The organism is Pseudomonas fragariae (ex Marin et al. 2024) (assembly GCF_059621105.1).
Map to the genome: position 1 here is coordinate 3,961,404 of NZ_CM184369.1, position 26,740 is coordinate 3,988,143.

Here is a 26,740-nt window from a genome sequence, read left to right on the forward strand (position 1 = left end):
GAGTAAGGGATTTCTATGAGGTTGCAGCCCGTTGACAGTCTTTCGCTGACCCGCACCAGCCTGGTCGAATACTTTCTTTTTGGCATCCGCCTGGCTCACGGTATCGCCTGCATTTTGCCGGGCCTCCTGATCATGCTGCTGATCAAGGATGGCAGCCCGGAAACACAGAAGAGCTACATGGCCATGCTGCTGTTTTTCGGCTTTGTCGGGCTGCTGGTGTTTCAGGCCATGGGCGTCTATTCCGAAGCACTGTTCAGCAACGACCTGCGCATGGGCGCAATGGCGCTGGCCTGGACTGCCGCCTTCGGACTGTTGCTGTTCATGCAGCAGGCGATGGGCCTGTTCGGCTACCTTCCCCCCGAAGAACTGCTGATCTGGTACCTGACCAGCCTTGCGCTGTTCGGCATCATTCGCCTGCTGTTGCTGATGCTGTTCAAACATCAGATGCGCAAGGGCGTCTTCCTGCAGCATGCCGTGATCCTCGGCGCGACGGAAAACGGCCAGCGTCTGGCCGAATACCTGCTTGAACATCAGGACATTCGTTCGGGGGTGACCGGCTTTATCGACGACCGTATCGGGCGCATGCCAAAGACCGTCGCCAACCTGCCACTGCTGGGCAATACCAACGACCTGGAACGGCTGATCCGTGAAGAGAAAGTGACTCAGGTGCTGGTCGCCCTGCCCTGGACGGCAGAAAACCGCATGGACTACATCATCCGCGAATTGCGCAGGCTACCGGTCAATGTGTTGCTGGTGCCGGACATGATCGCCTTTCGACACACTCACAACCGCATCACCGAAGTCGCCCGGCTGCCGATGTTCAATGCCTCGGACCTGCCGCTCAGTGGCTGGTCGCCGTTCATCAAACGCGCTGAAGACATCGTGCTGTCATCGCTGGCATTGCTGGCGCTGTCCCCCTTGATGCTGCTGGTTGCACTGGCGATCAAGCTCGATTCGCCAGGCCCGGTGTTTTTCCGTCAGAAGCGCTATGGGTACAACAATCGCCTGATCGAAGTGTTCAAGTTCCGCTCCATGCATCAGCACCAGGCCGATGCGACGGCCGAGCGGCAAACCACCCGCGGCGACGCCAGAATCACCCGGGTCGGACGCTTCATTCGCAAGACCAGCCTGGATGAACTGCCACAGCTGTTCAACGTGGTGGCGGGCAGCATGTCGATGGTCGGGCCGCGCCCGCATGCCACGGCGACCAAGGCTGCCGGGATTCTCTTCGAGCAGGCAGTGAAGGAATACACCTCGCGGCATCGCGTCAAACCAGGCATTACCGGGCTGGCGCAGATCAACGGCTATCGGGGTGAAACCGACACCGTTGAAAAAATCGAAAAACGCGTCGAGTTCGACCTTGAGTACATAGAAAACTGGTCCGTCTGGTTCGACCTCTACATCCTTATGCGCACTGTGCCTGCAGTGCTATTCACCCGTGAGGCTTACTGATGAGCACGCTCATTCCCTGCATCATTGCCGGCGGCTCCGGCACACGCCTGTGGCCGGTTTCGCGTGAAGCCATGCCCAAGCCGTTCATGCGTCTGCCAGACGGCCAGAGCCTGCTGCAGAAGACCTTTCTGCGTGCAGTCGGCCTGCCCGGCGTCGAGCGTCTGCTGACGGTGACCAACCGGGAAGTGTATTTCCGGACGGTGGACGACTACCGCCAGTTGAACAAGGGCAATGCACGCCTGGATTTCATCCTTGAGCCTTTCGGCCGTAATACGGCAGCTGCGGTTGCCGCTGCGGCACTGCATGTCAGCCAGCTGTATGGCGACGAGGCGCAACTGCTGGTGTTGCCTGCCGATCACCTGATTACCGACGTGGCGGAATTCTCCCGAGCAGTGACGGCTGCACAGAAGCTGGCCGCAGAGGGCTGGCTGGTGACGTTCGGCATCCTGCCGACCGCGCCGGAAACCGGTTTTGGCTACATCGAGAAAGGCCCGGCACTCAATGCCGACGCCTGTCAGGTCGCCCGTTTTGTCGAAAAACCGGACGCGATCACTGCCCAGGGCTATCTGGACAGTGGTCAGCATTTCTGGAATGCCGGCATGTTCTGCATGCGCGCCGACGCCGTGCTGCGCGAGTTGCGCACGCATGCGCCGGACGTCCTGAGCGCCGTCAGCGCGTGCCTGGAATCGAGCCCGCGCAAGGAAGGCAACCGTGAGCTGCAGGTCGAGCTGGACAGTGAGTCGTTTGCCCTGACACCGGACATTTCCATCGACTACGCGCTGATGGAACGCTCCGACAAAGTCGCCGTGGTGCCTTGCCAGCTTGGCTGGAGTGATATCGGCTCATGGCAGGCGGTGCGTGAACTGTCTCCGGTCGATGCGCAAGGCAACTACTGCAATGGCGAAACCGTGCTGCACGACGTCAGCAATTGCTACATCGATTCCCCCAAGCGTCTGGTGGGCGCGATCGGCCTCGACAATCTGATCATCATCGACACCCCCGACGCCTTGCTGATCGCCGACGGCGGCCGCAGCCAGGACGTCAAGATCATCGCTCAGGAGCTCAAGCGTCAGGGCCATGATGCCTATCGCCTGCACCGCACCGTTACACGCCCCTGGGGCACCTACACCGTCCTCGAAGAAGGCAAGCGTTTCAAGATCAAGCGCATCGTGGTTCGCCCGCAGGCGTCACTGTCGTTGCAGATGCACCATCACCGCAGCGAACACTGGATCGTGGTCAGCGGCATGGCCCGCGTCACCAACGGCGAGCGCGAGTTCATGCTGGATACCAATGAATCGACCTTCATCAAACCGGGCCACACACACCGTCTGGTCAACCCCGGCGTCATCGATCTGGTGATGATCGAGGTGCAAAGCGGCGAGTACCTGGGCGAAGACGACATCGTGCGTTTTACCGACATTTATGGACGTGTACCCGACAAGGCCGTGAAGAGCTGATCGGCGCAGCAACGAGCGCCGCCTGATTCAAGCGGCACGCAATCGACAGCACCCGGAACAGGCATGACCCGCCAACATGAATTTATTACCCGCGAGGGAGCCGTATTTGTGCATGACAGGAGTTCAGGAACAATGAAAAGCATGATGCTGATCGCCAGCTTATTGCTGTTGAGTGCGTGCAATACCCCTTCCAGGGTGGGCCTGCCCGATGACCGTGCGCAAATCGAGGCCGGCCAGGCTGCGGGCCGCGCACTGGCTGGCAAGCCGCTGCCGCCGGAGCGAATCCGCCCCGGCGATACGCTGCGCATCGTGCGCAACAGTGGCGAGGCGCCGTCGATTTCGGCGTTTACCGCCAACTCCATCTATGAACTGACCCTGTTTCAGGTGCTCAACGACGGCACCTTTTCCTACCCTTATATCGGCACCGTCAAGGCTGCGGGCCTGACCCTTCAACAGTTGAACGACCTGCTGGAAAGCAAACTGCAGAGCGTCTACCGCGAGACCGCGCTAACCATCAACATTTCCCAGTCACCGGGTAACACGGTGTTTGTCGGTGGCGCGGTGCGCAACTCGGTCACCCTGCCGGTCAACGTCGCCACCAACCTCGACCAGGCGATTGTCGGCGCGGGCGGCGTGGCGCTCGATGCCGATGCCGGTCAGGTCGCGCTGCTGCGTCAGGAAGAAAACGGGCTCTACAAGACCTACTTCTTCGATTACAGCAAATTCCTCTGGGCGGGCGGCGCCGGTGGCCCTACCGCCCCGGTCCTGTTGAAACGCGGCGATATCGTGTTCGTTCCCAAATCATCGGTCGGCAACAAGGTTGACGGCGTATCCCTGTATTTCAACCAGTTGATCCCCTTCGCGAAGTCGATCGGCCTGGGCCTGAACTACGAGCTGCGCAACAACAATTAATTGTCAGGGAAACAGACATGATCAACATCCGCTCATTCCGCGACTTGCTGCGCCTGCTGTTCATCTTCCTGCGCGAAGTCAGGATTACCGTGCTGGCGACGTTCGTCATCATTCTTCTGGGCGCGTTTCTGCTCCCTAACCGCTATGAGTCCACCGCCCTGTTGCTGGTCAAGCCCGGCCGCGACAGCAGCACTGTGCCAATCGAGTTGTCCGACCGACAGGCCATCGTGATACCGAGCGGCCTGCGCGATCCGCTGCTCGACGAGGAGCGCATGCTCAGCGGGCGGCCGATCATGCGTGCCGTGTCCGAGAAATACCTCGCCGAGCTGTCCATGGTGCCGCCTGAAACCGGCGTTCTGGCCTCGGTGAAGAACGGCATCAAGACCGTCGTCGGAGCGCTCGTCAACGGCGTGCGCAGCGTTCTGCAATTCATCGGGCTGGTGGAACACCGCTCCCAGGCCGAACGTCTGGCCGAGGATCTGGAGAAAAACTTCAAGGTCAGCCATGAGCCTGGCTCATCGGTGATGGAGCTGAGGTTTACCTGGAGCGACCCGGAAGTCGCGCAGACCGTGCTCAGGACCTGGATCACCGAGTACCAGACGCAGCGCACCAAGACACTGGGCCGGGTCAGCCTGTACGCGTTCTACGAAGCGGAAGTGAAGACGACCGGTGCGAACATCATCGAGTACAAGAAGCAAATTCAGAACTACCTGAACCAGTTGAGCGCGGTAAGTATTTCCCAGCGTCTGGCCGACACCTCGCAGGCGCTCAACGATCTGCGCACCGAGCGCAACAACACCACCCGCTCGATTGCCTCGACCAAGGCAGGTCTGGACCTGCTGAAGAAACAACTGGCAGAGCAGCCAAAGACCGTCTCGGCAGGCCGCGAACTAGCCCTCAACCCCAATCGCCAGGACTTGCAGAATCGCATCAACGGCAAGGAAGTGGAGCGTCAGGAAATGCTTCGCTCGTTCAAGGACGAGGCGCCACCGATTCGGGCCATCAACGCGGAAGTCAGTAACCTCAAAAAGCTGCTCAAGGAACAGGACGCCACCGTACAGCGTTCCGAAAGCATCACGCCCAACCCGATCTACAACCGCATGCAGAACGTGTACGCCGACCAGCAGACCAGCTACGCGCGCCTGCAAACCCAGTTCATCCAGCAGAACGAGCAAATCGCGCAACTGGAACGCGACCGCCAGCAGGCACTGAATCTGGAGCCGGAACTGTCACGCCTGCAGAACGAGCTGGATGCGGCAGAAAAAAGCTATGCACTGTACAAAAACAGCCTGGAAAAATCGCGTATCGACCGTGAACTGGACAACAGCCAGATCAGTAATATCGCGACCATCGAGGAGGCGACCTTCAACCCCAGCCGGGTATTCCCGAAAAGCCTGATGATGCTGTTTCTGGCGTTCCCGCTGAGCGTCGTGGTCGGTGCCGTGGCACTGTACTTCTTCTACCTGCTGGACCAGCGCATTCACGACGGCGACAAGATCGAGAGCAGCTTCGGTGTTCCGGTCTGGACCAGCCTTCCCGACCTGGAACGTGCTCAGGAACGCAGTGCAGCCCTCACCTCGAACCTGCATAGGGTCTACGGCATTCTGCCGCTGGACCAAGTAGAAGAGCGCGGGCTGACCATCGGTTTTACTTCGGTCAAGTACGGGGCCGGCGTGTCGTTCGTGATCGCGCGCTTGAGCGCGCTGCTGATCGAACAGGGCCATCGGGTACGCACCGAAGGCCGCAGTCCGGCCATTCCAGGCGAAATTGTGCTGATCAACGCTTCGGCGCTGTCGGCGAATCAGGATGCCTTCGTGCTGTTGCGCAAGGCTGACCTGATCGTGCTGGTGGTTCGCGCCCAGGACACCACGGTGCCGATGCTGGAAGACACGCTGAACAACCTCAACACCGCGTTCAAGAAAGTCGACGGCATCATCATCAACCGTCGTCGCTTCGAAGTGCCTGAAAAGGTCCTGAGTTTTCTCAAGCGGATCGGGAGCCGAGGCTGATGCGAATAGCGTTGCTTGCGCCGCTGCCACCCGAACAGAACGGCATCGCCGATTACGCCGGACATCTGCGGCATGCGCTTGAATGCCTGGGTCTGCAGATCAGTACACCACTGCAAGGCGTCGGCAACGATCCACGCGCTGCAGAACAGCGCGTGGCTGAAACGGACTGGAGCGGCATTGATCTGGTCCACGCCGAACTGGGCGGTGGGCGACTGGCGGAGTTTCAAGCGCTGCGCGCACTGCGTCGGCGCTTCCCGAGGCTGCCGTTGACCGCGACCGTGCACGATCCCGAGCGGCTGGTCTGGCGGCGCGAGAAACTGCCCTGGCCGTTGTCGGTGGTCAGCGGCATGCGCTCGCCGCTGCCGGAGATCGCCACGGTACTGGCCGATCCGCTGTGCCTGCATGAAGAACGGCAACTGGCGCGGCACATGACCCGTCTGGTGACCCTGACCCAGGCGGGCAGCCAGAGCCTGCGCCAGCGCATGGGTCTGACAGCGGCGCAGATGGCCGTCATCAATCACGGCAACCTCGACATCGCCCCCGCGCCGTTGCCGCCCTTGAACCCTCTGCGCCTGCTGTATTTCGGCTTCATTTATCGCGGCAAGGGTATCGAGGACCTGCTCGATGCGCTGTCCAGCGTATTCATTGCTCAGCCTGCACTGCGCTCGAGCGTGCGCCTGACCCTGGCCGGTGGCAGCGAGCCGGAAATGGCCTTCGGCCCATCCGGCAGTTATCTGGAACAACTGCGACTGCGCATCCGCCAACTGGGCCTTGTCGACCTGATCGACTGGCAACTGGACCTGCCTGCCGAACAGATTCCGCAGGTGATCCAGGCCCACCACGTCATGGTTCTGCCCTATCGCGAATCGAGCAAACTGAAGATTCTCGGCAAGCTGCGCGGCACCAGTGGCGCGCTGTCGTGGGCGGTGGCCTGTGGCAGAGGCGTAATCACTTCGGATGCACGCTCGTTTGCCGAAGAGGTCTCGCATGGCAACGGCACGATCTACCCGCAAGGCGATGTCGAGGGGCTGGCACGAGCCCTGGCGCGTGCCTGCGCAACACCGGATCTGGTCAGGCAATGGGCCGACAACGCCGCGCAGATGGGCAAGGCCAGGGTCTGGAGCCATACCGCGGAACATTTTCGGGATGTATTTCGTCAGGCCTGCCAGGAGAAGTGACATGCAGCGTCCATCCAGATTCGGGCAACTCGTCACCCGCGTACTGCTCGGCGCAACGCTGAGCTGTGCCGCGCAGGCGTCAACGGTCCTCAAGGCTCCCCGTGAAGTGGTCTGGGCGGACTTTCTGGGCGTCAACGTACAGTTTCAGTATTTTGCTCCGGACATCTATCAGCAGCAGATGAGCCGTCTGGACGAACTGGGCTTGAACTGGGTAAGACTGACCATTCACTGGCCAGTGATCGAGCCGCAAAAGGATCGCTACGCCCTGACCGAACTGGACGCCGCCATGACTGCGATCAAGGCACACAATTACAACACTGTCGCGTACCTGGTCGGGTCGGCGCCTTTCGCCAGCAGCGCGCCGGCCGACGCAAAGGGCCGCGATCAATATCCGCCGACGGATTTCAACGTGTTTGCCGCACGCATGACGGCCCTGGCCCAGCGCTATCCGCAAGTGAACAACTGGCAGATCTGGAACGAGCCGAACATCGTCTGGCTGCCCAAAGAGGATCCGGCTGCCTATGGCCGCTTGCTGACCACCACTGCCAACGCGATTCGCGCCGCCCTGCCGGACAAGACCATCGTCACCGCTGGCATGGCTTATTACAGTCAGATGCACAGCACCTCCGGCTACATGCTGCAGACCCTGCTCGATAACGGCCTGGGCCAGCAGAATATCGTCGCGGCCTATCACCCCTATTCCGAGTACCCGGAAGGCGATTCCACACCGGATCGCGATTTTCTGGTGCGCGCCAATGCCATAAACCAGTTGTTGCACAGCAATGGCGTCAAGCAGGTGTGGGCCACTGAATGGGGCTGGTCGAGCTATGCAGGCCCGGTGGAGATGCAGCACCTGATTGGCACCTCCGGCCAGGCTGATTACACCCTGCGACGTCTGGCGCTGATGAGCGCCATGGATTTCCAGCGCATCTTCCTGTTCAACCTCAGCGATCTGGACGAGCGCGCCTCGGCCCGCGATCAGGGCTATGGGCTGCTTGACCTGCAAGCCAGTCCAAAACCGGTCTATACCGCGCTGCAGAACTTTCTGAAAATCACCGGCCCGCGCCTGCAACCTGCCGAACCGCCAGCCGTGAGCAGCGTACCGGACGACCTGTATGCCGTTCCGTGGACGCGTGCAGACGGCACGCATTTGCTGATGTTCTGGAGTGCGGCGGGCACGTCATTGAATTTCCCGGCTATCACCGACGCGGTGGTTCACGACCCCTTGACCGGTAGCCGCACCCCGCTGTCCGGCAGCCAGGGCGTCACCCTGCTGCTGAAGCCGACTCTGCAAATTCTGGAATGGAAGCCCTGAGCCATGCGAATCCTGTGGACACTCCCCTACCTGCCCTGGCCCACCACCAGTGGTGGCAAGACCCGGGAATACCATTTGTTGCGCAACCTGGCTGCGCGCGGTCATCGCATCACGCTGCTGGTGCAGTCCAAGAACCCGCTGGACGACGACGCGCGCGCGGCACTGGAGCCTTGGCTGGAACGCCTGATCGTGATCGACCGCCGCCCGCTGCTCAGCCTGCGTACGCTGCTGGCTGTGGCTTTTGCAGCGCCACCGATGCTGGCCAGCGTGAACGGCTACGCGCCACAACTGGAAAAAGCCTTCGAGCAGTTGCTGGAGGAGGACTGGGACATTATTCAGTTGCAACACACTTACGCCTTTCAGCCCTTTGAGCGCGCGCTCAAGCGCTCCGGCAAACCCTTCGTGCTGACCGAGCACAATGTCGAATCGGACCTGGGTGCCGCCAGTTACGACCGTCTGCCGCGCTGGGCCAATGCCTTCGCGGTCTATGACCGCTGGCGCTACCGGCGCTGGGAAACCCGCGTGTTTCGCCAGACCGGCGAGTTGATCGCGGTCACCGAGGACGACGCCAAGGTACTTTCGCGCCTGAGCGGCAGGGCCACGTCCTATGTCGTCAACAGTGTCGACTGCGATTACTACGCCAGCGTCCATGCGGACCGTCACAGCCATCGCCTGCTGTTCATCGGCAACTATGAATACGGCCCCAATGTCGACGCCATCGAATGGGCGGTGGACGAGATCATGCCGCAGGTCTGGGCTCAGGCACCCCATGTACGGTTTGCCATCGGCGGCTTCGGTATGCCTCAGGCCTGGCGCGAGCGCTGGCCTGACCCACGCATTGAATGGCTGGGTTTCGTACCTGACCTGCGTGCCTTGCAAGCCACTGCCTCGATGTTCTTCGCGCCTCTGCGCCAGGGTGGCGGCTCCAAGCTCAAGACGCTGGAAGCCATGGCTGCCGGCCTGCCGGTGGTGACCACCGCGCAGGGGGTTTCCGGGCTGACGGTGCGGCATGGCGAACATTACCTGGGCAGCGAGGATGCCTCCGGGCTGGCGACGCTGATCGCTGAATACACTGACAAACCGCTGCAGCTCGAGCAGATTGGCGAAGCCGGCCGCGTTTATGTTCGCGCGCGGCACGACTGGTCCGTTTCGGCCGCTCAGCTGGAAGTGATCTACACCCGCTTTTCGTTCTCCAAGCAAGGATTGCGCTCATGCGTATAGGACTCGACTACCGCGCGGCAGCCGGTTATCCCATCAGCGGCATCGGTCGCCAGAATCTGGCACTGGAACAGGCCTTTCGTGAACACCCGGACGTGCAATTGCAGCTGTTCGGCGTGGCCCCCTACGATCATCCGGTACGCCGCCTGATGCACGCCCCACGCTGGGCCGCACCTCTGAATTCGGTGCATCGGCTGCCGGATCGCCTGCGCTTCGAAGGCCAGTTCCTGCCTGCTGCCCTGCGCGACGCCGGTATCCAGATCTACGTGGCCAATATCAACATGGGCCTGCCGCTGGGGCGCAAACCGGCCGATATGCGCTACGTACTGCAACTGCACGATCTGTTTCAGCTCACGCAACACAACAGTCACGGTTCGCGACTCAAAGCCAGGATCTACCGGATGACCGACTACCTGTCGATTGCCTGGTCGCTGAAGGTTGCCGACCAGATCTGGGTGCCTTCGCAATTCACTGCAAACGAAGCTGCTCGTATGTTCCCCAGGTTCAAGGCCAAACTGCGCGTCATACCGCTGCTGGTGGAAGCCTTCAAGGGTGAGCCGGCCGACATCGCGCAACTGCACCTGCCGCTGCGTTACTGGCTGTGCGTGGGCACGCGGGAACCGCGCAAGAACATCAAATGGTTCGTGGATGCCTGGCAGACCGCGCGCATGCAATTCGTCGATACCCCGGAACTGGTACTGGTCGGTGGCGACGATCCGCTGACAGAGGCCCAGCGCCAGTTACCGGGTCTGCATGTGCTCAGCGGCCTGAGCGACGCCGAACTGCACGCGCTCTACAAAAATGCCGAACGGCTCTGGCAACCCTCCACAAGCGAAGGCTTCGGGCTGCCGGTGATTGAAGCGCTGAACAGCGGCACACCGGTTGCGGTGGCAACGGGCTCGTCGCTGGATGAGGTCGCCCCGCCCGATAGCCCGCGCTTTTCACCGCTCGATAGCGGCAATCTGATCAGGTTGATGGGCACCCTGTCGCAGGCCCCCGAAGAAGATCCGGCGATTGCCACAGAATGGACGCAGCGCTATCAGTTGAAAGCCTTTTGCGAGCGCGTGCACGCGGCGCTGGAGGAATTGCGCTGATGCCACTGGCCTTGCCTCTGGGGCTGTTGTTCAGCCTGCTATTCGGCGTGATGATCTGGATGCTGCCCGCGCCTTTGGTGGTGGCGGCAGCGATCGGTATCGTGGCGGTTGCCACGATCATGCGTCGGCCGGTACGCGGGCTGCTGCTGTTCTGCCTGATCGGAACCTTCCTGCCCTACTCGACGGTTCAAATCGGCATTCGTACCACGGTGTCCGAAGCGCTGATCATGCTGACCTGGGCCAGCTACCTGCTGCATGGAGTCTTCCAGGAACGCCAGCGTTTGCCCAGCATGCTGCGCCCCGAACGGCTGCTGGTGGCATTGATGCTGTTCAGTGCGTTCCCGTTTCTGGTCGGCCAGTTAACCGTCGTCGCAGAGGGCAACGGCCCGATCAACTGGATACGCTGGCTGTTCAACCTGTCGATCCTGTTTCTGGTGCCGCGCCTGCTGACCGACCTCAAGACGCTGGAAGACGCGATCATTGCGCTGCTCGGCGGGACGCTGCTGCTGCTGGTGCTGTCGATTGGGGTTTACGTCACCAAAGGCTCGGCTACGGCAATCATCCCAATCCTCGGCAGCCTGGGCTACAGCGGTGCCGACATCCTGAGCCAGAGCCTGCTTTCGCTCGCCAGCCGCATGGGCTCACCGTGGATGCACCCCAACGTGGCGGGGGGAGCGCTGGCGATGCTGCTGCCGCTGGCCTTCTGCTTCGGCATGACGCGCAGCGGCGCGGCTCGCAAGCTGGGCCTGACGGTGGCCGCACTGGGCGCGGTCGGCCTGTTGCTGACCGGCTCACGCGGTGCACTGTTGAGCCTGATCGCGATGATGCTGCTGATGGCACGGCGACGCATTCCGCACTTGGGGCGGTTGCTGATGGGCGGATTGGTGGCCGGGATTCTTCTGCTGATGTTATACCCGCCTCTGCAAGACCGCCTGATGGGGCTGTTTAGCGATGACGACGCCAGCACCGCGATTCGCTTTCTGGAATACAGCCATTTCCCCGATGCAGTTGCCACGTTCCCGTTCGGCATCGGTTTCAAGACCGACCCACCGGTACTGGGCTATACAGAGTTCGGCATTTCCAACCTGTGGCTGAACTACATTTACAAGATTGGCATACCCGGCATGCTGCTGTTCATCGCCATCACCGTCAGTTGGTGGAAGGAAGTGCGCCCCGGAAGCGGGCGGGTCGTGCTGACTCGCGAAAACGCCATTGCGCTGGGCTGTACGACCGGTGTGCTGGCTGCGCTGTTCAGCGGTCTGTTCGACCATTACTTCAGTTTCACCAGTGTGCTGGTCGCATTGTTCTGGCTATTGGTCGGCATCAGCCTGCACGAAACCAGACGCCTGCGCGCCAGGACCGACACCCCATCCAGACACCTTGACGCCTCACCCGAGCCGGGAGCCTCCTCATGAAACACCGCATGATGCATTCTCATAATCTCAGAGAGGCACTGCCCGATTACGCGCGCAAGATGGCGGTGCCGCTCGACGAGCTGGAAGCCGCCTACCAGTGGATGCTGGACAACGAAGTGTGCTTTGAAACACGTATCAAGGATCGCACCCTGTCGTTCATCTGCTACCTCAATATCGAGCCCAGAATCGAACACCCGCTGGCGCGACGCTTCTACAAGCTGCTGGCCATCGAAACCAAAGGCGCGCTTATCCCGCTGTACGGGATCAACTGGCCGACCCTGCGCGACCGCATGTTGCGGACCTGGGAGCAGGCTTACAACATCCTGATCTGCAAGGTCCCCAGCCACACCCTGCGCCTGCTGTGGTTGCGCATCGGCGGCGCGAAGATCGGCAAGGGCTCGACGGTCTGGCGCAACACCGAGGTGCTCGGCGTCGACAGCCTGCGCATCGGAAATGACAGCACGGTGGGCTGGCATTGCCAGCTTGACGCGCGCGGCGGGCTGGTGATCGGCGATCACGTCACCATCGCTTCGCATGTGCTGATCATCGCTGGCGGCCACGATCTCAACGAACCCGAATTCTGGGCAGTAGGCGGGCCGGTGTTCATCGGCGACTATGCATGGATCTGCAGCCGCGCGCTGCTTTCGTTCGGGGCAGACATCGGCGAAGGTGCAGTGGTGGGCGGTAACAGCGTGGTCTCCAAACCGGTTCCGCCCTATGCCATCGTCAGTGGCCCGAATGCGGAAATCAAGGGCGAGCGTGCTCGCGGCCTCAACTACAAGGTGGGCGGCAAAGGCCTGTTCACCTTGTTTCACTGATCAGAAGCACAGACGATGCTGGGTTCGACACTTTGGCTGACACTGGCCACCCTCACCGGTCTGGCTGCCGGATTTGCCCGCGAATGGCTGTTGGTGGCGGCCTGGGGTGCCGGAGGCCAGAGCGACGCGTTTCTGGTTTCGATGTTCCTGCCCGAGGCGCTGCGCATGTCACTGGCGGCGGGCTTGCTCAGCGCCGCCGCCCTGCCCCTTTATCAGCAGCGTACCGCTGAACGGCAACAGCGCTGGCTGGGAGGCATGGCACCGCGTCTGTTACTGACCGGGCTGGCAGTGAGCGTCGTTCTGCTGTCGGGCGCCGGTGGGCTGGTGCGCCTGATCGGTCCGGGGCTGGATGCCGACGGCTACGCGCAGGCCGCCAGCGGCCTGCGCTGGCTGGCCTGGTGCGCACCAGGCTTCATGCTGCATGCGCTGTTTTGCGTACCGCTGCAGGCTCGCTCGCGCTTCGTGCTGGCCGGGCTCGGCTCGCTGCTGTTCAACCTGCCGCCGGTCATCTACCTCGCCGCGTTCAGCCATGCCTCGACGTCGGCCGGGCTGGCCAGCGCATGCGTACTGGGTAGCGTGCTGATGCCGGGTGTATTGCTGCCAGCCCTGTATCGTTCTGGCTGGCGGCCCTGGCAGTGGCAATCGGAAGCCGGCGCAATGCGTGAGCTGTTGCAGCGCATCGGCCCGCTGCTGAGCAGCAACCTGGCCAGCCAGGGTCTCGCCCTGCTGGAGCGTATGGTGGCTTCGCTGCTCGGCGAAGGCGCGGTGACCTGGGTCAACCTGGCGCGCAAACTGATCAACCTGCCGCTGATTGCCTTGATGAGCCTGAATCAGGTGCTGCTCGGGCTGATGAGCGGCAGTGCCGGCGATCAGCGCCTGTCGCTGCTCAAGCGCGGACTGGGCAGCGCGACCTTGCTGACCTTGCCGGCGGTGGCCGGTCTGATCGGCGCGGCTGGCGCTCTGGTGACACTGTTGCTGCCCAATCAGACCCAGGGCGGGCCGCTGCCGGAACTGCTGGCCTGGTTTGCCGCACCGCTGATGTTCGGTGCCTGGAATGCCTTGCTGGCGCGCTATGCCTACGCTGCCGGTGACACACGCCTGCCGCTCAACTGTGAGCTGATCGGCAGCCTGTGCAATGCGCTGCTGCTCGGCGCGCTGCCTTTTGCCTTCGGCCTGACCGGCATCGCCCTCGCCGCGCTGGGCGGCGCACTGGTCACTGGCGTGCTGCTGATGCGCCGCCAGTCGTTGCTGGATGTCTTGCCGTGGCGCAGCCACTGGTTGCTGGCCAGCCTGCTGATGGCTATCGCCGCCCTGTCGCTGCATCCATTGCACGACACCTGGCTGCAACTGGGCTTGAGCTGTGTTTACGGCGCGCTGCTGCTGGTCGGGCTGGCGTTATGGCTCAAACCGTGGCGCAACGTATCGGCCTGATCGGCCGCCTGGCGGCAGGCTTCCCTGAAGCGTTCCAGGCTCGGCGAGATGAACTTGTCGCGGTGCCTGATCATGAAGAACCGGCGATTGAGCGGCGGCAGCGGGCTGGCGAGCGTGCGCAACTGCCCGCTGGCCAGCAGGTCGGCGACCACACGACGGGACAGGCAACTGATGCCGATGCCTTGCGCGAGGGTGCGCATGATTGCTTCCGAGCTGCCTACCTGACGCATGTCCTGCAGGTCATGCAAATGCCTGAGCAGCAAGTGTTCGACCTCTTCGCGCGTCCCCGAACCCTGCTCACGCAGCAGCCACTCCGCGCTCTGCAGTTGGCCCAGTGACACGTGTTCCTGCCCGGCCAGCGGATGGGCGCAACCGGCAACGATGACCATTTCATCCACCAGCCATGGCTCGGCGATCAATTCCGGCAGATGACAGGGTGCCTCGATCAGCCCCATGTCGATTTCAAACTGCGCGACCTTGCGAGCAATCAGTGCGCTGTTGCCGATGTCCACATCGATGCGCAATTGAGGCGTCGAGCCGCGCAGTGCCCCGACGATCTGCGGCACGAAGTAATTGCCGATGGTGCTGCTACTGCCGATACGCAGGCGAGCATTCAACGCCGCGTCGGGCAACAGAAAGCTGTCCTCGATCTGCTGGGCGTTTTCCAGCATCTTCATGGCACGCGGCAGCAGTGCCTGCCCACTGTCATTGAGCACCAGCCGCTTGCCCACACGGTCGAACAAACGCGTACCCAACGCGCTTTCCAGCTCGTTCAATGCCGCGCTGGTGGCTGACTGGGACAGCGCCAGAGCGCTGCCTGCGCTGGTAGTGCTGCCACAACGGGTGATCGCGCAAAAAATCTGTAATTGCCGCAGGTTGATTCTCAAGAGCGCCTTCTCTCGCCGAATAAATCTACCTGATAAACAGGTAGCGATGAGAGAGATTACCCGTTTAGAAGATTGACTGTCGATCCGTAGACTGATGGCACGTCCCGAAATCACCAGCAGGAGACTGTCATGAGCAGGCTCGCAATCCTCATCAAGGGCAACGCCCCCCTCGCCGCACTGACCAGCCCGCTGGAGGCGATTCGACAATTCACCCCCAACTGGTTCGCCGTGACCATGGGCACCGGGATTCTGTCGCTGGCCCTGGCTCAACTGCCGGGTGGCCCTGCTCCGTTGCGTGCGGTGGGCGAAGCGTTGTGGTTCCTGAATATCGCCCTGTTCACGCTGTTCAGCGTGATGTACGCCAGCCGCTGGTTGCTGTTTTTCGATGAGGCACGTCAGGTCTTCGGGCACTCCACCGTCTCGATGTTCTTCGGCACCATCCCCATGGGCCTGGCGACCATCATCAACGGTTTGCTGGTGTTCGGGCCGGCACGCTGGGGCAGTGCCATTGTCCCGGTTGCCGAAGCCTTGTGGTGGCTGGACGTGGCGATGGCCATGGCGTGTGGGGTGCTGATCCCTTTCATGATGTTCACCCGTCAGGAGCACAGCATCGAGAAGATGACCGCTGTCTGGTTGTTACCGGTGGTGGCGGCAGAAGTTGCAGCGGCCTGCGGGGGATCGCTGACGACGCATCTTGCAGCCGCTGACTCGCAGTTCACGGTGCTGATCACCAGCTACGTACTGTGGGCCTATTCGGTGCCTGTGGCGCTGAGCATTCTGGTGATTCTGCTGTTGCGCCTGGCGCTGCACAAACTGCCCCACGAAAGCATGGCGGCGTCCAGCTGGCTGGCACTCGGTCCCATCGGTACGGGCGCGCTGGGCATGCTGGTGATGGGCAGCGACGCCCCGGCGATCTTTGCCGCCCACGGCCTGGCATCCATCGGCACGGTGGCCGCCGGCATCGGTGTGGTGGTCGGTATGCTGTTCTGGGGGCTGGGTCTGTGGTGGATGGCGCTGGCCGTGCTGATTACGCTGCGCTACGTGAAACAGGGTATCGGCTTCAATCTGGGCTGGTGGGCATTCACCTTCCCGCTCGGGGTGTATGCGCTGGCGACGCTCAAACTCGGTGCTACCCTGCATCTGGGCTTCTTCGATGTCTTTGGCACGTGGCTCGTCGCGCTGCTGGCACTGATGTGGTCGGTCGTGTCAGTACGTACGCTGGCCGGCGCCTATCGGGGTTACCTGTTCGTCTCGCCCTGCATCGCAGCACAAGGATGTGTCCGCCGGTAAGTTCCCTTGAACTTACCTCTGCGACACGGCGCCTGAGAAGAATATCTTCATGACAGAGAGCTTTCATGCCCACCTCAGCATTTTCCGCCAGTAACTTTTCCGGCAACCACGCAGCTCGCGACGAAAACATCGTCATCAATTCCTACACCACCGTGCTGCGCAGGACGGGCGTTCCCCATGAGCTGTTCGCGACCTACTGGCGCGATGTTCATGGCCCGCTGTGCGCCAGGCTTGAAGGCCTGGGCTGGTATGTTCAGCATCACCTGACGCGGGAAAAGGACGGCCATCTGTGGCCGGTCATCGAAGGTGTTACGGCCTTGCCGGGCTACGTGCTGGACGGTGGCGTGGAGATCGGCTTTCTGTCCGCCGAAGCGCAGAAACAATTCAAGGATGCCAGCGCCCTGCTGTTCTCCGATGAGCAGAACATGTTCGAAGAAACCATCGCCTATGACGTGCCGGATGGCTCCAGCACACTGGTGGATCGTCTGCCTGACCCGATTCCCAACGAAACCGCCACACAGGACAAGATGCATCTGCACTTTCATCTTGCCAGCGATGACCTGCCTGCGGCCCGCAAGGCCATTGAGCAGCTCGCCCGTGACATGGCCGCTTCCGATGCGGTGCTGAAACTGCGCCTGCACCTCGCGCAACCTTACGATAACGCCAAGCCTGCGCCGCCTGCGCCGGATGTTAATCATGAGGTCGAAGAGTCGCGCTTGAATATCGTCATGATGGAGTTGGTGTTCGAATCGGCCTGGACGCGCAGGACCTATTACGCCAGTGAACACTTCAAGGCGATCACCCAAGGCCTCAGCGAGCATGTCCGCTACATCACGCCGTTCGGTGTCAGCGGTGTCTACACCTATGTGCGCGATGCGCTGATGACCACCGCGGGCGTGCGTGGCAGCAGGCAGGCCGAGCTGATCCGTCAGTTGGGCGCGATCAACCAGACCCGGTCCGAGATCGAAAGCCTGTTTGGTGCGCCATCGACTTTTTGAAACACATGTGACCCGCACGTCTGCTTTAACCGGCACGATTCGGAATCGTGCTTTACTCAGCAAAATGGATTTGGGTGACGCCTGTGAAAGCTCTGACGACTCGTGAGGTGTATCAGCAACTGCGGGATGCTGCGATGGGTACACGGTCGCTGAAACTTATCGGTACACCCTCCGGTTCCGGGCTGCAACAGGTCGAGATCGATGGCTGGCTAATGTCGCTGGAAATCACTGAAGGCAGCCCGACCCGCTGTCGGGCATGTCGCTGTCCGTTGGGTCGGGAGGGCTCGTTCGAAAGCTGGCTACGCACTGATCCGGTGAGTTTGCTCAGTGGCTGGGAGCACGCGCAGATCGAGCGGTTGCTGGGTGAGGCGGCAGCCGGGCAGCCTGGGCTCGATCAGGTTCCGGGGCAGTCACCTGAATCTCAATGAGCGGTGCTTAATGTTCCAGATTGCGTTTGGCCAGGGCACCTCATGTTCCGCATGGTAATGCCTTTCGTGATGCTCCGCGTCACACGGCGGCTCTGCGACTTCAGGTGGATTGGGGCTCGACACAGACTCTCGTTCCCACGCTCCGCGTGGTAATGCAGTTCGTGACGCTCCGCGTCACACAGCGGTTCTGTGACATCAGGTAGATTAGAGTTCGACTCAGGCCACCTTTTCGCCCCTCGGCGACTCACTTTGAGGGACCAAAGTGAGCAAAGTCCTTAGCTCCGTTTCCGGCCCGACTTCGTCGGGTTCCTTCGTCCTGTCACTGATCCGGGGGTCGCCGCAACGGGCCCTCCATGGCCCGGTGCGGCTAGCCTGGCGTCCTGCCAGGCTACCCCCGAATCAGCGCCAGGACTCAGCCGTCACTTACGTCGCACTCTGCGTCGTCAGTGCCATCGTGGTTGAAAAGCGCTTTTGCGGCAGTGGCTGCGGGCAGCGCATGACTATCGTTCCTCACGCTCTGGTGTGACCCCCGAAGGTTGGATGCAACCTTTGGAGGCGTCATGGGTAAATATACAGAGCAGGCAAAACTCGCAGCCGTGAAAGAGTATTGTGCCGGCAAGGCAGGTTTGAGGGATGTTGCGCGTCGCCACGATGTGGACTTTTCCTGCCTTCGTCAGTGGGTCGCGGCTTATCAGATCCACGGCCCAGCCGCTCTTAAAGAGAAAAGGCGGCAGCGTTACAGTGACGAATTCAAGCTAGCTGTTTTGAAGCGCATGCATGATGAGCGATTATCACTGCGCCAGACAGCGGCCTTGTTCGATATCCGTCAGTTCGGCATCATCAATCTATGGCAGCGCCTTTTTGACGAAGGTGCTCTTAACGCATCCTCAAAGCCCCCTAAGAAAGTTGGACGCCCAAGAAAGATGACGACGCCCCTTCCCCCTGTGAACTCCGCTCCGATCAACGATGAATCGCGCTCGCGTGACGAGTTGCTTGCCGAGGTGAAGCAACTGCGGATGGAGGTCGATTATCTAAAAAAGCTCGATGCCTTGGTTCAGAAGAAGCAACGAATAGCGCAGCAGAAAAAGCGCAAATCGTGATGGAACTGAGGCCTTTACATTCTCTGGACGGCCTGCTGAAGTTTGCCGGTCTGGCACGCAGCACTTTTTACTATCAACAAAAGGTACTGCTGGCAGATGACAAATACGCCGGGCTGAAAGACCTGATTCAGGCAACTTTCTACGAGCACAAGGGCCGGTATGGCTATCGTCGCATCACGGCAGCGTTGCGCAGGGCGGGCCATCTTGTGAACCACAAGACGGTGCAGAAACTAATGGGGCAGCTAGGCCTGAAGAGCCTGATACGCGTGAAGAAATACCGTTCCTACAAAGGCGAAACAGGCAAGGCCGCGCCTAACCTGCTAAAGCGTGATTTCAAAGCGCAATACCCTAACCAGAAATGGGCCACCGACGTGACCGAATTCAAAGTAGGAGGCCAGAAACTTTATCTGTCGCCGATCATGGATCTGTACAGCGGCGAAATCATTTCCTATGCGATTGCCAGGCGCCCGCTGTACTCCATGGTCGACGAAATGCTTGAAGGAGCATTTAAGCGGCTTGGACCGCATGAAAAGCCGATTTTGCATTCCGACCAGGGCTGGCAATATCGGATGCCTATTTACCAGCGACTGCTCAATGAGAATTCGATCGCAGCCAGCATGTCGCGCAAGGGTAACTGCTACGACAACGCGGCTATTGAGAGCTTTTTTAGCACGCTGAAATCCGAATTTTTCTACCTGAACAAATTTAACGATCTGGATGAGCTTCAAGCGGGTATCGAAGAGTACATTGAGTATTACAATCACTCACGCATAAAACTGAAGCTTAACGGCCTGAGTCCTGTGGAATACAGAATGCAGGCCGCCAAGGCAGCGTAGGTGGATAATTGTCCAACCTTCGGGGGTCACACCACTCCGCGTGGGAATGCAGTTCGTGACGCTCTGCGTCACACAGCGGTTCTGCGATTTCAGGTGGACTGGGGTTCGACTCAGGCCTCCTTTTCGACCATCAGCGAGTGATTTTGATGAGGCTAAAGTAACCTCACACTCTGTGCCGTCAGTGCCATTGTGATTGAAAAGCGCTTTGCCTGGGCTCAGCCCATTGCTGAATCGTTTAACTCGGCGTTAAATGGCCACTCAGACGATAGGCAACACCATAATTCCAATAATTACAGAAGGACCACCACCATGAAATCCCTTCCTCTGCTCGTAGGCCTCGGCGCCCTTACAGCCGCTTCCAGTGTGTTTGCCTGGGATTACGTGCTGCTCGACACCGACAAGGCTGCGCAGAATCAGCAGATCACCAGTCAGCAACTGGGCGTCAAGACCGACAAGCCGTTCACTGTCACGATGCGTACGCTGCATGGCGGTCGTCAGGAAGGCGTGAGCATCATCGATATCGACAACGGTACGATGAAGCTGTCGGTCGTCCCGACCCGCGGCATGAACGTGCTGCAGGCATCAGTCGGCGATGTGCGTATGGGCTGGGATTCGCCGGTCAAGGACGTGGTCAATCCGGCCTTCATCGAGCTCAATGGCCGCGGCGGATTGGGCTGGCTGGAAGGTTTCAACGAGCTGGTAACCCGCTGCGGCTACGAGTGGGTGGGCCATCCGGGGATGGACAACGGCGAGCTGCTGACCCTGCACGGCCGTGCAGCCAATATTCCGGCGAGCAAGGTGACACTGCAGATCGACGAAAAACCGCCGTACGCGATCCGCCTCAAGGGTGAATTGAAGGAGCAGGCGTTCAAGAAGGTCGACTTCTCGGTGCAGACCGAACTGGTCACCGAGCCCGGCAGCACGAGCTTTTCGCTCAACGATACGCTGACCAACAATGGCGACTATCCGAAAGAATACCAGGCGCTGTACCACAGCAATTTCAGCACGCCGTTCCTCGAGCAAGGGGCGCGTTTCGAAGCGCCGGTCAAGCAGGTTTCGCCGTTCAACGACAAAGCCAAGGGTGATCTCGGCGACTGGCAGACCTACCGCGCGCCGACGCCGGATTACGACGAGACGGTCTACAACATCGTGCCTTACGGTGATGCCAAGGGTGACACGCTGACCGTACTGCACAACAAGGCTGGCAGCCTGGGCGTGTCGGTCGGTTTCAATACCAGGCAGTTGCCGGTGTTCTCGCTGTGGAAAAACACCGACACCAAAGGCCAGGGCTACGTCACCGGACTGGAACCGGGGACCAGCTTCTCCTATAACCGCCGCTTCCAGCGCCCGCTGAACCTGGTACCAACCATTGCCCCGAAAGAGCAACGTCAGTTCCAGATCAGCTACAGCCTGCTGGCTGACAAAGGCGCGGTCGACAAAGCCCTTGGGCAGGTCAAGAGCATTCAGGACGGTCGCGAGACCGAAGTGCGCAAAGAGCCGCTGGTGGACCTGAGCAAAGAGCAATGATCGTTATCTGACGATTTTTCAACGCCGCGCTGAAACAGGGCCGGGTGTCGACGCAAGCCATTACGTCGACATCCGGCCCTGCTCGTTTCGGTGGTAAAAAATTCTCACAACACTTGAGGTTTTCGCCTGTCTACACCCTCTCAACCCTTCGAAGACGAGCATGCACATGAAAATCCTGATGGTTTTGACATCCCATGACCAACTGGGCGACACCGGCAAGAAAACCGGTTTCTGGCTCGAAGAGTTCGTCGCGCCGTATTACGCGTTCAAAGAGGCCGGTGCCGACGTTACGCTGGTTTCTCCGAAAGGCGGTCAACCACCGCTGGACCCGAAGAGCGATGAGCCCGACGCGCAGACCGAAGACACCAAGCGTTTCTCCAAAGATGCAGATGCGCAGAAAGCACTCGCTAACACCGGCCTTCTGTCTGGCGTCAATGCTGCCGATTTCGATGCCGTGTTCTACCCGGGCGGTCACGGCCCGCTGTGGGACCTGGCTGAAGACAAGCACTCCATCGCTCTGATCGAGGCATTTGCCAAGGCAGACAAGCCACACGCAATGGTCTGCCATGCACCTGGCGTATTGCGTCACGTCAAAGCAGCGGACGGCCAGCCACTGGTCAAGGGCCGCCGCGTCACAGGCTTCACCAACAGTGAAGAAGAAGCGGTCGGCCTGACCAATGTCGTACCTTTTCTGGTCGAAGACACGCTCAAGCAACTGGGCGGTGACTACTCCAAGGGCGACGACTGGGGCGTTTACGTATTGACCGATGGCAAGCTGGTAACTGGCCAGAACCCGGCCAGTTCGGCGCAGGCAGCCAAAGACCTGATCACGCTGCTGAGCTGATCGATGTGTGCGGTTCGGCGTCCGACGCGATCAGCATCGGGCAACGGACCGCGCGTCATTTAAATCGAATCTTGCACACGCCACACTGACCAATAACCACACCCCTCGACAATAAGGAATACGGTCATGGCTGATGAATCCAAACGCGAAGACCTCGATCACAAGCCGGAAAACGCCGGCAAAGTGGGCGAGAAGAACAAACAGCTCAATCAGCAGGGTGAACAGGCCCGACCTGCCACCTCTCCCGACCCGCAGAAAGACAAGTCAGGCAACTGACGCCGCGTCAGAGCAAGCCGCGCTCGGCACACACCTTCACGACTTGTTCACGCAGCCAGCCACTGGCTTCGTCTCGATCCGCCTGGGCGCTCCACAGCATGTCCAGACTGAAGCCGGGCAAGTCAGGTGGCAGTTCGAATACGCAAATCCACGGCTCATTGCCCAGCAGCGTCTGAATACGGCGTGGCAGAACCAGAATGAAATCGGTGCCTTCCAGCAATTGCAAAGCCGCCCGGTAGCTGTTGGCGCGCGCGACGATGTGGCGCTCAAGCCCCTGGCGCTGCAGCCAGCCATCCACCATGTTGGTGTCGGACGTCCACGGCGTCGGGTAGACATGACGGTGCCGGATGAAGGTTTGCAGGTCGATCAGGGCGCTGCGCGGCGCGAACCGGGAGTCCATGATGCAAACCAGATCATCCTCCATCAACACCTGCGAAATCAGGCTGTCCGGGACTCGGTGAAAGCCAGGCCCGAAGCACAGGGCGAGGTCAAACAGACCGTCGTTCAATTGCTCGGCAGGCAACTGCTTCTCCAGCTTTTGCACATTGACCGTCACCGAGAAGCCGGCTGCAACGAAGTCACGCAGCAAATGCGGCAATACCAGCAGCTCGAAATACTCAGGCGCGCAGACCGTGAAGGTGGTCTGTGCGCGAGTCGGGTCGAACAGATCGAGACCGTCATGACACAGGTTGACCGAGCGGAGAATCTGCTGCACATGGTCATGCATGGCCAACGCCTTGCGGGTCGGACGCATGCCGTTGCGGGTGCAGATGAACAGATCGTCCTCGAAGTTGGCACGCAGCTTTTTCAGGCAGTAACTGACCGTCGACTGGCTGACATGCAACGCTTCCGCGACCAGGGTCAGGTTGCGCTGCTCATACACCGAGACAAAGACCATGAGGTCCTGCATGTCCAGCTTTCTCAGGGCATTACTGTTAAGCATCAAGGCATCTCGCTGGCGCAATGACCGGGCGGTCAGGTCAACGCGCACAAGATAGCATCAAAATGCAATCATTCAGCCTGTCTGCCAGTGATGACAGGTCCGCCGAGTGCGTCGCGCAGATGATCAGCATAACGTCGAGGGTCGAGTCGCACCACCATCAACAGCATGATCACGACCAACGCCATCAGTGACCACCATGCACCCGCAAAGCTGCCCGTCAGGTCACGAATCACTCCGGCAAGCAGCGGCGACAGGCTGGCGATCAGATAACCCACGCCCTGCACGAATGCCGTCAGGCTGCCCGCCTGCTGCGGATCATCGCAATGATCCATGGACACGATCAGGCTCATCGGAAAAAGACCGCCAATCCCCAAGCCCAGCAGGCATGCCCACAGCAGGCCCAACTGCTGCGGCATCAAAATCAGCCCGGCAAAGCCGGTCATCATCAATATCAGCAGCACAACCAGCGCCACGCGCTTATCGCGACTGCGGTTGGCCAGCGCCGGAACCAGCAGACCCGATACGACCTCCATCAGGGTCAGAAAGCCCAGCAGTAACCCTGCACCCTGCTCACCCCAGCCGTTTTCCAGATAATAGGGCGCCAGCCAGGCCAACACACAGGTATAGGACGCAGTGCCAAGACCGAAGAAAATCCCCAGCATCCAGGCCCGAGGCATGTGGAAGAAGGTCTGCCGGTGCCCTGCAGCGATTGACGCGTCGGACTGCAACACGTGCCGCTGGGCAAACCAGAAGCACATTGCCAGAAGAGCCAGTAGCGACCAGACCGCCAGGCCGACGCGCCAACTGCCACTGCTGCTCATTAGCAGAGGGCTGAATGAGGCGGCCAGCGCGGCCCCGCCCATAATCGCGGTCACGTACAGCCCCATGTACAAGGAGACGTCGGCCTTGAAGCGCGATTTGATCAACGCGGGCATCAGCGCCTGAATCAAGGCAATACCCAGACCCGCCAGCACAGCGCTGAAAATCAGTTCGGCAGCAGAATCGAGAAACAGACGCGCCAGGGTTGCCAGACCGATAAGCGCCAGTGAAAGCATGATGCTGCGATACGAACCCAGGTAACGAGCAATGCCCATGCCGAAAAACATGGCCAGTCCCATGGCCATGACCGGCAGCATGGTCAGCAACGACGCCGTCCCGAAACCCAGCGGGACGTCCAGACGAATCGCCACCAGCAATGGACCGACCGCGGCCATCGACGGGCGCAGGTTCAGCGCCACCAACAGGACACTGATCATCAACCCCATATTCTGAACCGCCGAGCCACGCATCTGCATACCGTCACCATCGCTATTGATGGTCATGATTAGGCCGGGCGCGTGCTCAGGTGACAAATCAAAATCTGGGCCGTGCTATCTAAAAATCAGTTCACCCATGCCACAGGCAGATTTCAGGCATTCTGCCGACGGCAGCCGCAGGATTCTGCACCCTCGGTCTGTGCGGTTTCAGGCTCAACCACCTCATCCACGCCCAGCCACCAGGTCAGACCGCGACACGGGTATTGCACATAGAACGGCTGGCCCATCATCGGCGTGGCGATCGAGACATTCTGCTCCCAGGCCAGGGCCAGAATGCGATCGAACGGTTCGTGCCAGGCATGCATCGACAGGTCGAAGGTGCCGTTGTGGATCGGCAGCAACCAGCGACCGCGCAGGTCCAGGTGCGCCTGCAGCGTCTGCTCGGGCTGCATGTGCACATCGGGCCACTCGACGTTGTAGGCGCCGGTTTCCATCAGGGTCAGGTCAAATGGTCCGTATTGCTCGCCAATGGTTTTGAAACCATCGAAGTAACCGCTGTCGCCACTGAAGAAGATCCGTTGATCGCCATCGATCATCACCCAGGACGCCCACAAGGTGCGGTTGCTGTCGAGCAGCGTACGCCCCGAGAAATGCTGCGAGGGCGTGGCGACGAACTCGATGCCCGCCACCTCGGTCGACTGCCACCAGTCCAGCTGACGCACCTTGTGCGCAGGCACGCCCCACTCGATCAACGTATCGCCCACGCCAAGCGGCGCCAGAAAGTGCTCGGTCTTTTCGGTCAGCGCCTTGATGGCCATGCGATCGAGGTGATCGTAATGGTTGTGCGAAAGAATCACCGCCTTGATCGGCGGCAACTCTTCGAGGCTGATCGGCGGCTGATGAAAGCGCTGCGGGCCAGCCCACTGCACGGGCGAGGCACGCTCGGCAAACACGGGGTCGGTCAGCCAGAACTGGTCGCGCAGTTTGAGCAGAACGGTCGAATGCCCCAGGCGGTAAACAGTGTTGTTCGGCGCTGCCAGCAACTGTTGACGCGACAGCGGCTGTACCGGAATGTCGCCTGCCGGGCGTGTGTCCTTGGGCTTGTTGAACACCTGATCCCAGAAAATCCCGAGCGTGCGCAGCAGACTCGACGGCTTCATGGCCGCATGATTGCGGTATCGCCCTGCGTGGCGGGACAAGACAGGCAGTGAAGAAGCGTACTTTTTCTGATGTGTCGAGGCCATGGTTCGCTGACTCCTGGGGGCAGGTTGAGGCTCCAGCCGTGCATTCTTCGTACGTGATCCTGTTGCAGGATGTCCGAGGGAAAATATGTAACAGTGTTTTACACTACACGGTGTAGTTTTAAGCTTGCATGATCCTTGGCGACAAGTAAACTGCTGAGTGTAATTTTCTCTAAACGCACGTTTGAAGCGAACCTAATGACCGAACCCATGCGCCTTACCGATCAGAAACGCGAATCCATCGTCCAGGCGGCTATTGCCGAATTCGGCGATCGTGGCTTCGAGATCACCAGCATGGACCGGATCGCCGCGCGGGCCAAGGTTTCCAAGCGTACGGTCTATAACCATTTCCCCAGCAAGGAAGAACTGTTCGCCGAGATGCTGCAGCGCCTCTGGAGCTGCGCCCCGCCGCAGGCTGAGGTGGTTTTTCGCCCGCAAATCGGGCTGCGCGAGCAGTTGCGGGAATTGCTGTGGGGCAAGATGCGCAATCTGACCAACAGCCACTTTATCGACCTGGCCCGCGTGGTGGTCGGCGCCACCATTCACTCACCCGAACGGGCTCAGGTGTGGATGGCGCGTATCAATGAACGAGAAGAAACCTTCAGTGCCTGGATTCGCGCCGCGCAGAAGGACGGCCGCCTGAAGCCGGTTGACCCGGCCTTTGCCGCGACGCAAATGCATGCATTGCTCAAGTCGTTCGCGTTCTGGCCGCAGGTGACGTTCAGTGCTGCATTGCTTACCCCCGAGGAGCAGCACACGGTGGTCGAATCGACGCTGGACATGTTTCTCGGCTGGTACGAAATAACCCGCTGACG

At 60.4% G+C, this 26,740-nt stretch carries 23 protein-coding genes; 19 read left to right on the forward strand and 4 right to left on the reverse strand.

Annotated features, from left to right (window positions below):
• The first annotated feature begins 15 nt into the window (after positions 1-15).
• From AC54XV_RS16970 to AC54XV_RS17020, 11 genes are all read left to right on the forward strand, one after another.
• On the forward strand, positions 16-1,452 hold the full coding sequence (locus AC54XV_RS16970) for an undecaprenyl-phosphate glucose phosphotransferase (protein WP_024641794.1): 1,437 nt from the start codon (positions 16-18) through the stop codon (positions 1,450-1,452).
• Positions 1,452-2,909, forward strand: a complete 1,458-nt coding sequence (locus AC54XV_RS16975; RefSeq protein WP_496717106.1) for a mannose-1-phosphate guanylyltransferase/mannose-6-phosphate isomerase — start codon at positions 1,452-1,454, stop codon at positions 2,907-2,909. Before AC54XV_RS16970 ends, AC54XV_RS16975 begins: the two co-directional genes overlap by 1 nt.
• Positions 2,910-3,041: 132 nt before the next feature.
• Complete coding sequence (locus AC54XV_RS16980) at positions 3,042-3,821, forward strand: polysaccharide biosynthesis/export family protein (protein ID WP_003403729.1); 780 nt, start codon at positions 3,042-3,044, stop codon at positions 3,819-3,821.
• 17 nt (positions 3,822-3,838) lie between these two features.
• Positions 3,839-5,830, forward strand: coding sequence for a GumC family protein (locus AC54XV_RS16985; RefSeq protein ID WP_003403730.1), 1,992 nt, complete (start codon positions 3,839-3,841; stop codon positions 5,828-5,830).
• Positions 5,830-7,008 (forward strand): glycosyltransferase, encoded by a 1,179-nt coding sequence (locus AC54XV_RS16990; RefSeq protein ID WP_496717107.1) that lies wholly within the window; start codon positions 5,830-5,832, stop codon positions 7,006-7,008. Before AC54XV_RS16985 ends, AC54XV_RS16990 begins: the two co-directional genes overlap by 1 nt.
• Before the next feature lies 1 nt (position 7,009).
• On the forward strand, positions 7,010-8,323 hold the full coding sequence (locus AC54XV_RS16995; protein ID WP_496717108.1) for a cellulase family glycosylhydrolase: 1,314 nt from the start codon (positions 7,010-7,012) through the stop codon (positions 8,321-8,323).
• 3 nt (positions 8,324-8,326) lie between these two features.
• Entirely contained in the window at positions 8,327-9,544 is a 1,218-nt protein-coding gene (locus AC54XV_RS17000; RefSeq protein WP_496717109.1) for a glycosyltransferase family 4 protein, read from the forward strand.
• Positions 9,535-10,635: a glycosyltransferase family 4 protein gene (locus AC54XV_RS17005; RefSeq protein ID WP_496717110.1), complete on the forward strand. Its 1,101-nt coding sequence runs from the start codon at positions 9,535-9,537 to the stop codon at positions 10,633-10,635. The genes AC54XV_RS17000 and AC54XV_RS17005 overlap by 10 nt, the downstream gene beginning before the upstream one ends.
• Positions 10,635-12,050: an O-antigen ligase family protein gene (locus AC54XV_RS17010; protein WP_003403740.1), complete on the forward strand. Its 1,416-nt coding sequence runs from the start codon at positions 10,635-10,637 to the stop codon at positions 12,048-12,050. The genes AC54XV_RS17005 and AC54XV_RS17010 overlap by 1 nt, the downstream gene beginning before the upstream one ends.
• Positions 12,047-12,868 carry an acyltransferase gene (locus AC54XV_RS17015; RefSeq protein WP_096135327.1) on the forward strand — a complete coding sequence of 274 codons (822 nt, stop codon included), beginning with the start codon at positions 12,047-12,049 and terminating at the stop codon, positions 12,866-12,868. The genes AC54XV_RS17010 and AC54XV_RS17015 overlap by 4 nt, the downstream gene beginning before the upstream one ends.
• 15 nt (positions 12,869-12,883) lie before the next feature.
• On the forward strand, positions 12,884-14,299 hold the full coding sequence (locus AC54XV_RS17020; protein ID WP_116893721.1) for a lipid II flippase MurJ: 1,416 nt from the start codon (positions 12,884-12,886) through the stop codon (positions 14,297-14,299).
• Here the strand turns inward: AC54XV_RS17020 and AC54XV_RS17025 are convergent.
• Entirely contained in the window at positions 14,233-15,186 is a 954-nt protein-coding gene (locus AC54XV_RS17025) for a LysR family transcriptional regulator (protein ID WP_116893720.1), read from the reverse strand. The genes AC54XV_RS17020 and AC54XV_RS17025 overlap by 67 nt on opposite strands.
• A 129-nt stretch (positions 15,187-15,315) precedes the next feature.
• Between AC54XV_RS17025 and AC54XV_RS17030 the strand changes: the two genes are divergently transcribed.
• The 7 genes from AC54XV_RS17030 to AC54XV_RS17060 all read left to right on the forward strand — a co-directional run bounded on the left by AC54XV_RS17030 (position 15,316) and on the right by AC54XV_RS17060 (position 22,485).
• Entirely contained in the window at positions 15,316-16,476 is a 1,161-nt protein-coding gene (locus AC54XV_RS17030) for a TDT family transporter (RefSeq protein ID WP_024641749.1), read from the forward strand.
• A gap of 65 nt (positions 16,477-16,541) precedes the next feature.
• A complete protein-coding gene (locus AC54XV_RS17035) occupies positions 16,542-17,474 on the forward strand; it encodes a hypothetical protein (RefSeq protein WP_103713087.1) in 933 nt (310 codons plus the stop codon).
• 83 nt (positions 17,475-17,557) lie between these two features.
• Entirely contained in the window at positions 17,558-17,902 is a 345-nt protein-coding gene (locus tag AC54XV_RS17040; RefSeq protein ID WP_024641751.1) for a DUF7693 family protein, read from the forward strand.
• A 560-nt stretch (positions 17,903-18,462) separates the two neighbouring features.
• Positions 18,463-19,838 (forward strand): IS3-like element ISPsy9 family transposase gene (locus AC54XV_RS17045; protein ID WP_099081513.1). Its coding sequence is split into 2 segments (ribosomal slippage): positions 18,463-18,934 and positions 18,934-19,838, totalling 1,377 coding nucleotides; the frame shifts between segments, so codons are not numbered across the junction.
• Positions 19,839-20,147: 309 nt separating this feature from the next.
• Positions 20,148-21,365 carry an aldose 1-epimerase family protein gene (locus AC54XV_RS17050; RefSeq protein ID WP_003403753.1) on the forward strand — a complete coding sequence of 406 codons (1,218 nt, stop codon included), beginning with the start codon at positions 20,148-20,150 and terminating at the stop codon, positions 21,363-21,365.
• Positions 21,366-21,531: 166 nt separating this feature from the next.
• Positions 21,532-22,209 carry a type 1 glutamine amidotransferase domain-containing protein gene (locus AC54XV_RS17055; protein WP_024642312.1) on the forward strand — a complete coding sequence of 226 codons (678 nt, stop codon included), beginning with the start codon at positions 21,532-21,534 and terminating at the stop codon, positions 22,207-22,209.
• 126 nt (positions 22,210-22,335) lie between these two features.
• Entirely contained in the window at positions 22,336-22,485 is a 150-nt protein-coding gene (locus AC54XV_RS17060) for a hypothetical protein (RefSeq protein ID WP_002554136.1), read from the forward strand.
• A 7-nt stretch (positions 22,486-22,492) separates the two neighbouring features.
• Here AC54XV_RS17060 and AC54XV_RS17065 read toward each other — a convergent pair whose 3' ends face one another.
• The 3 genes from AC54XV_RS17065 to AC54XV_RS17075 all read right to left on the reverse strand — a co-directional run bounded on the left by AC54XV_RS17065 (position 22,493) and on the right by AC54XV_RS17075 (position 25,928).
• Positions 22,493-23,428, reverse strand: a complete 936-nt coding sequence (locus AC54XV_RS17065) for a LysR family transcriptional regulator (RefSeq protein WP_024642313.1) — start codon at positions 23,426-23,428, stop codon at positions 22,493-22,495.
• Positions 23,429-23,496: 68 nt separating this feature from the next.
• Positions 23,497-24,723, reverse strand: coding sequence for a cyanate transporter (locus tag AC54XV_RS17070; protein WP_111522262.1), 1,227 nt, complete (start codon positions 24,721-24,723; stop codon positions 23,497-23,499).
• Between the two features lie 113 nt (positions 24,724-24,836).
• On the reverse strand, positions 24,837-25,928 hold the full coding sequence (locus AC54XV_RS17075; protein ID WP_011268359.1) for an MBL fold metallo-hydrolase: 1,092 nt from the start codon (positions 25,926-25,928) through the stop codon (positions 24,837-24,839).
• A gap of 195 nt (positions 25,929-26,123) precedes the next feature.
• Between AC54XV_RS17075 and AC54XV_RS17080 the strand changes: the two genes are divergently transcribed.
• Positions 26,124-26,738 (forward strand): TetR/AcrR family transcriptional regulator, encoded by a 615-nt coding sequence (locus tag AC54XV_RS17080; RefSeq protein ID WP_003403760.1) that lies wholly within the window; start codon positions 26,124-26,126, stop codon positions 26,736-26,738.
• The last annotated feature ends 2 nt before the right edge of the window (positions 26,739-26,740 follow it).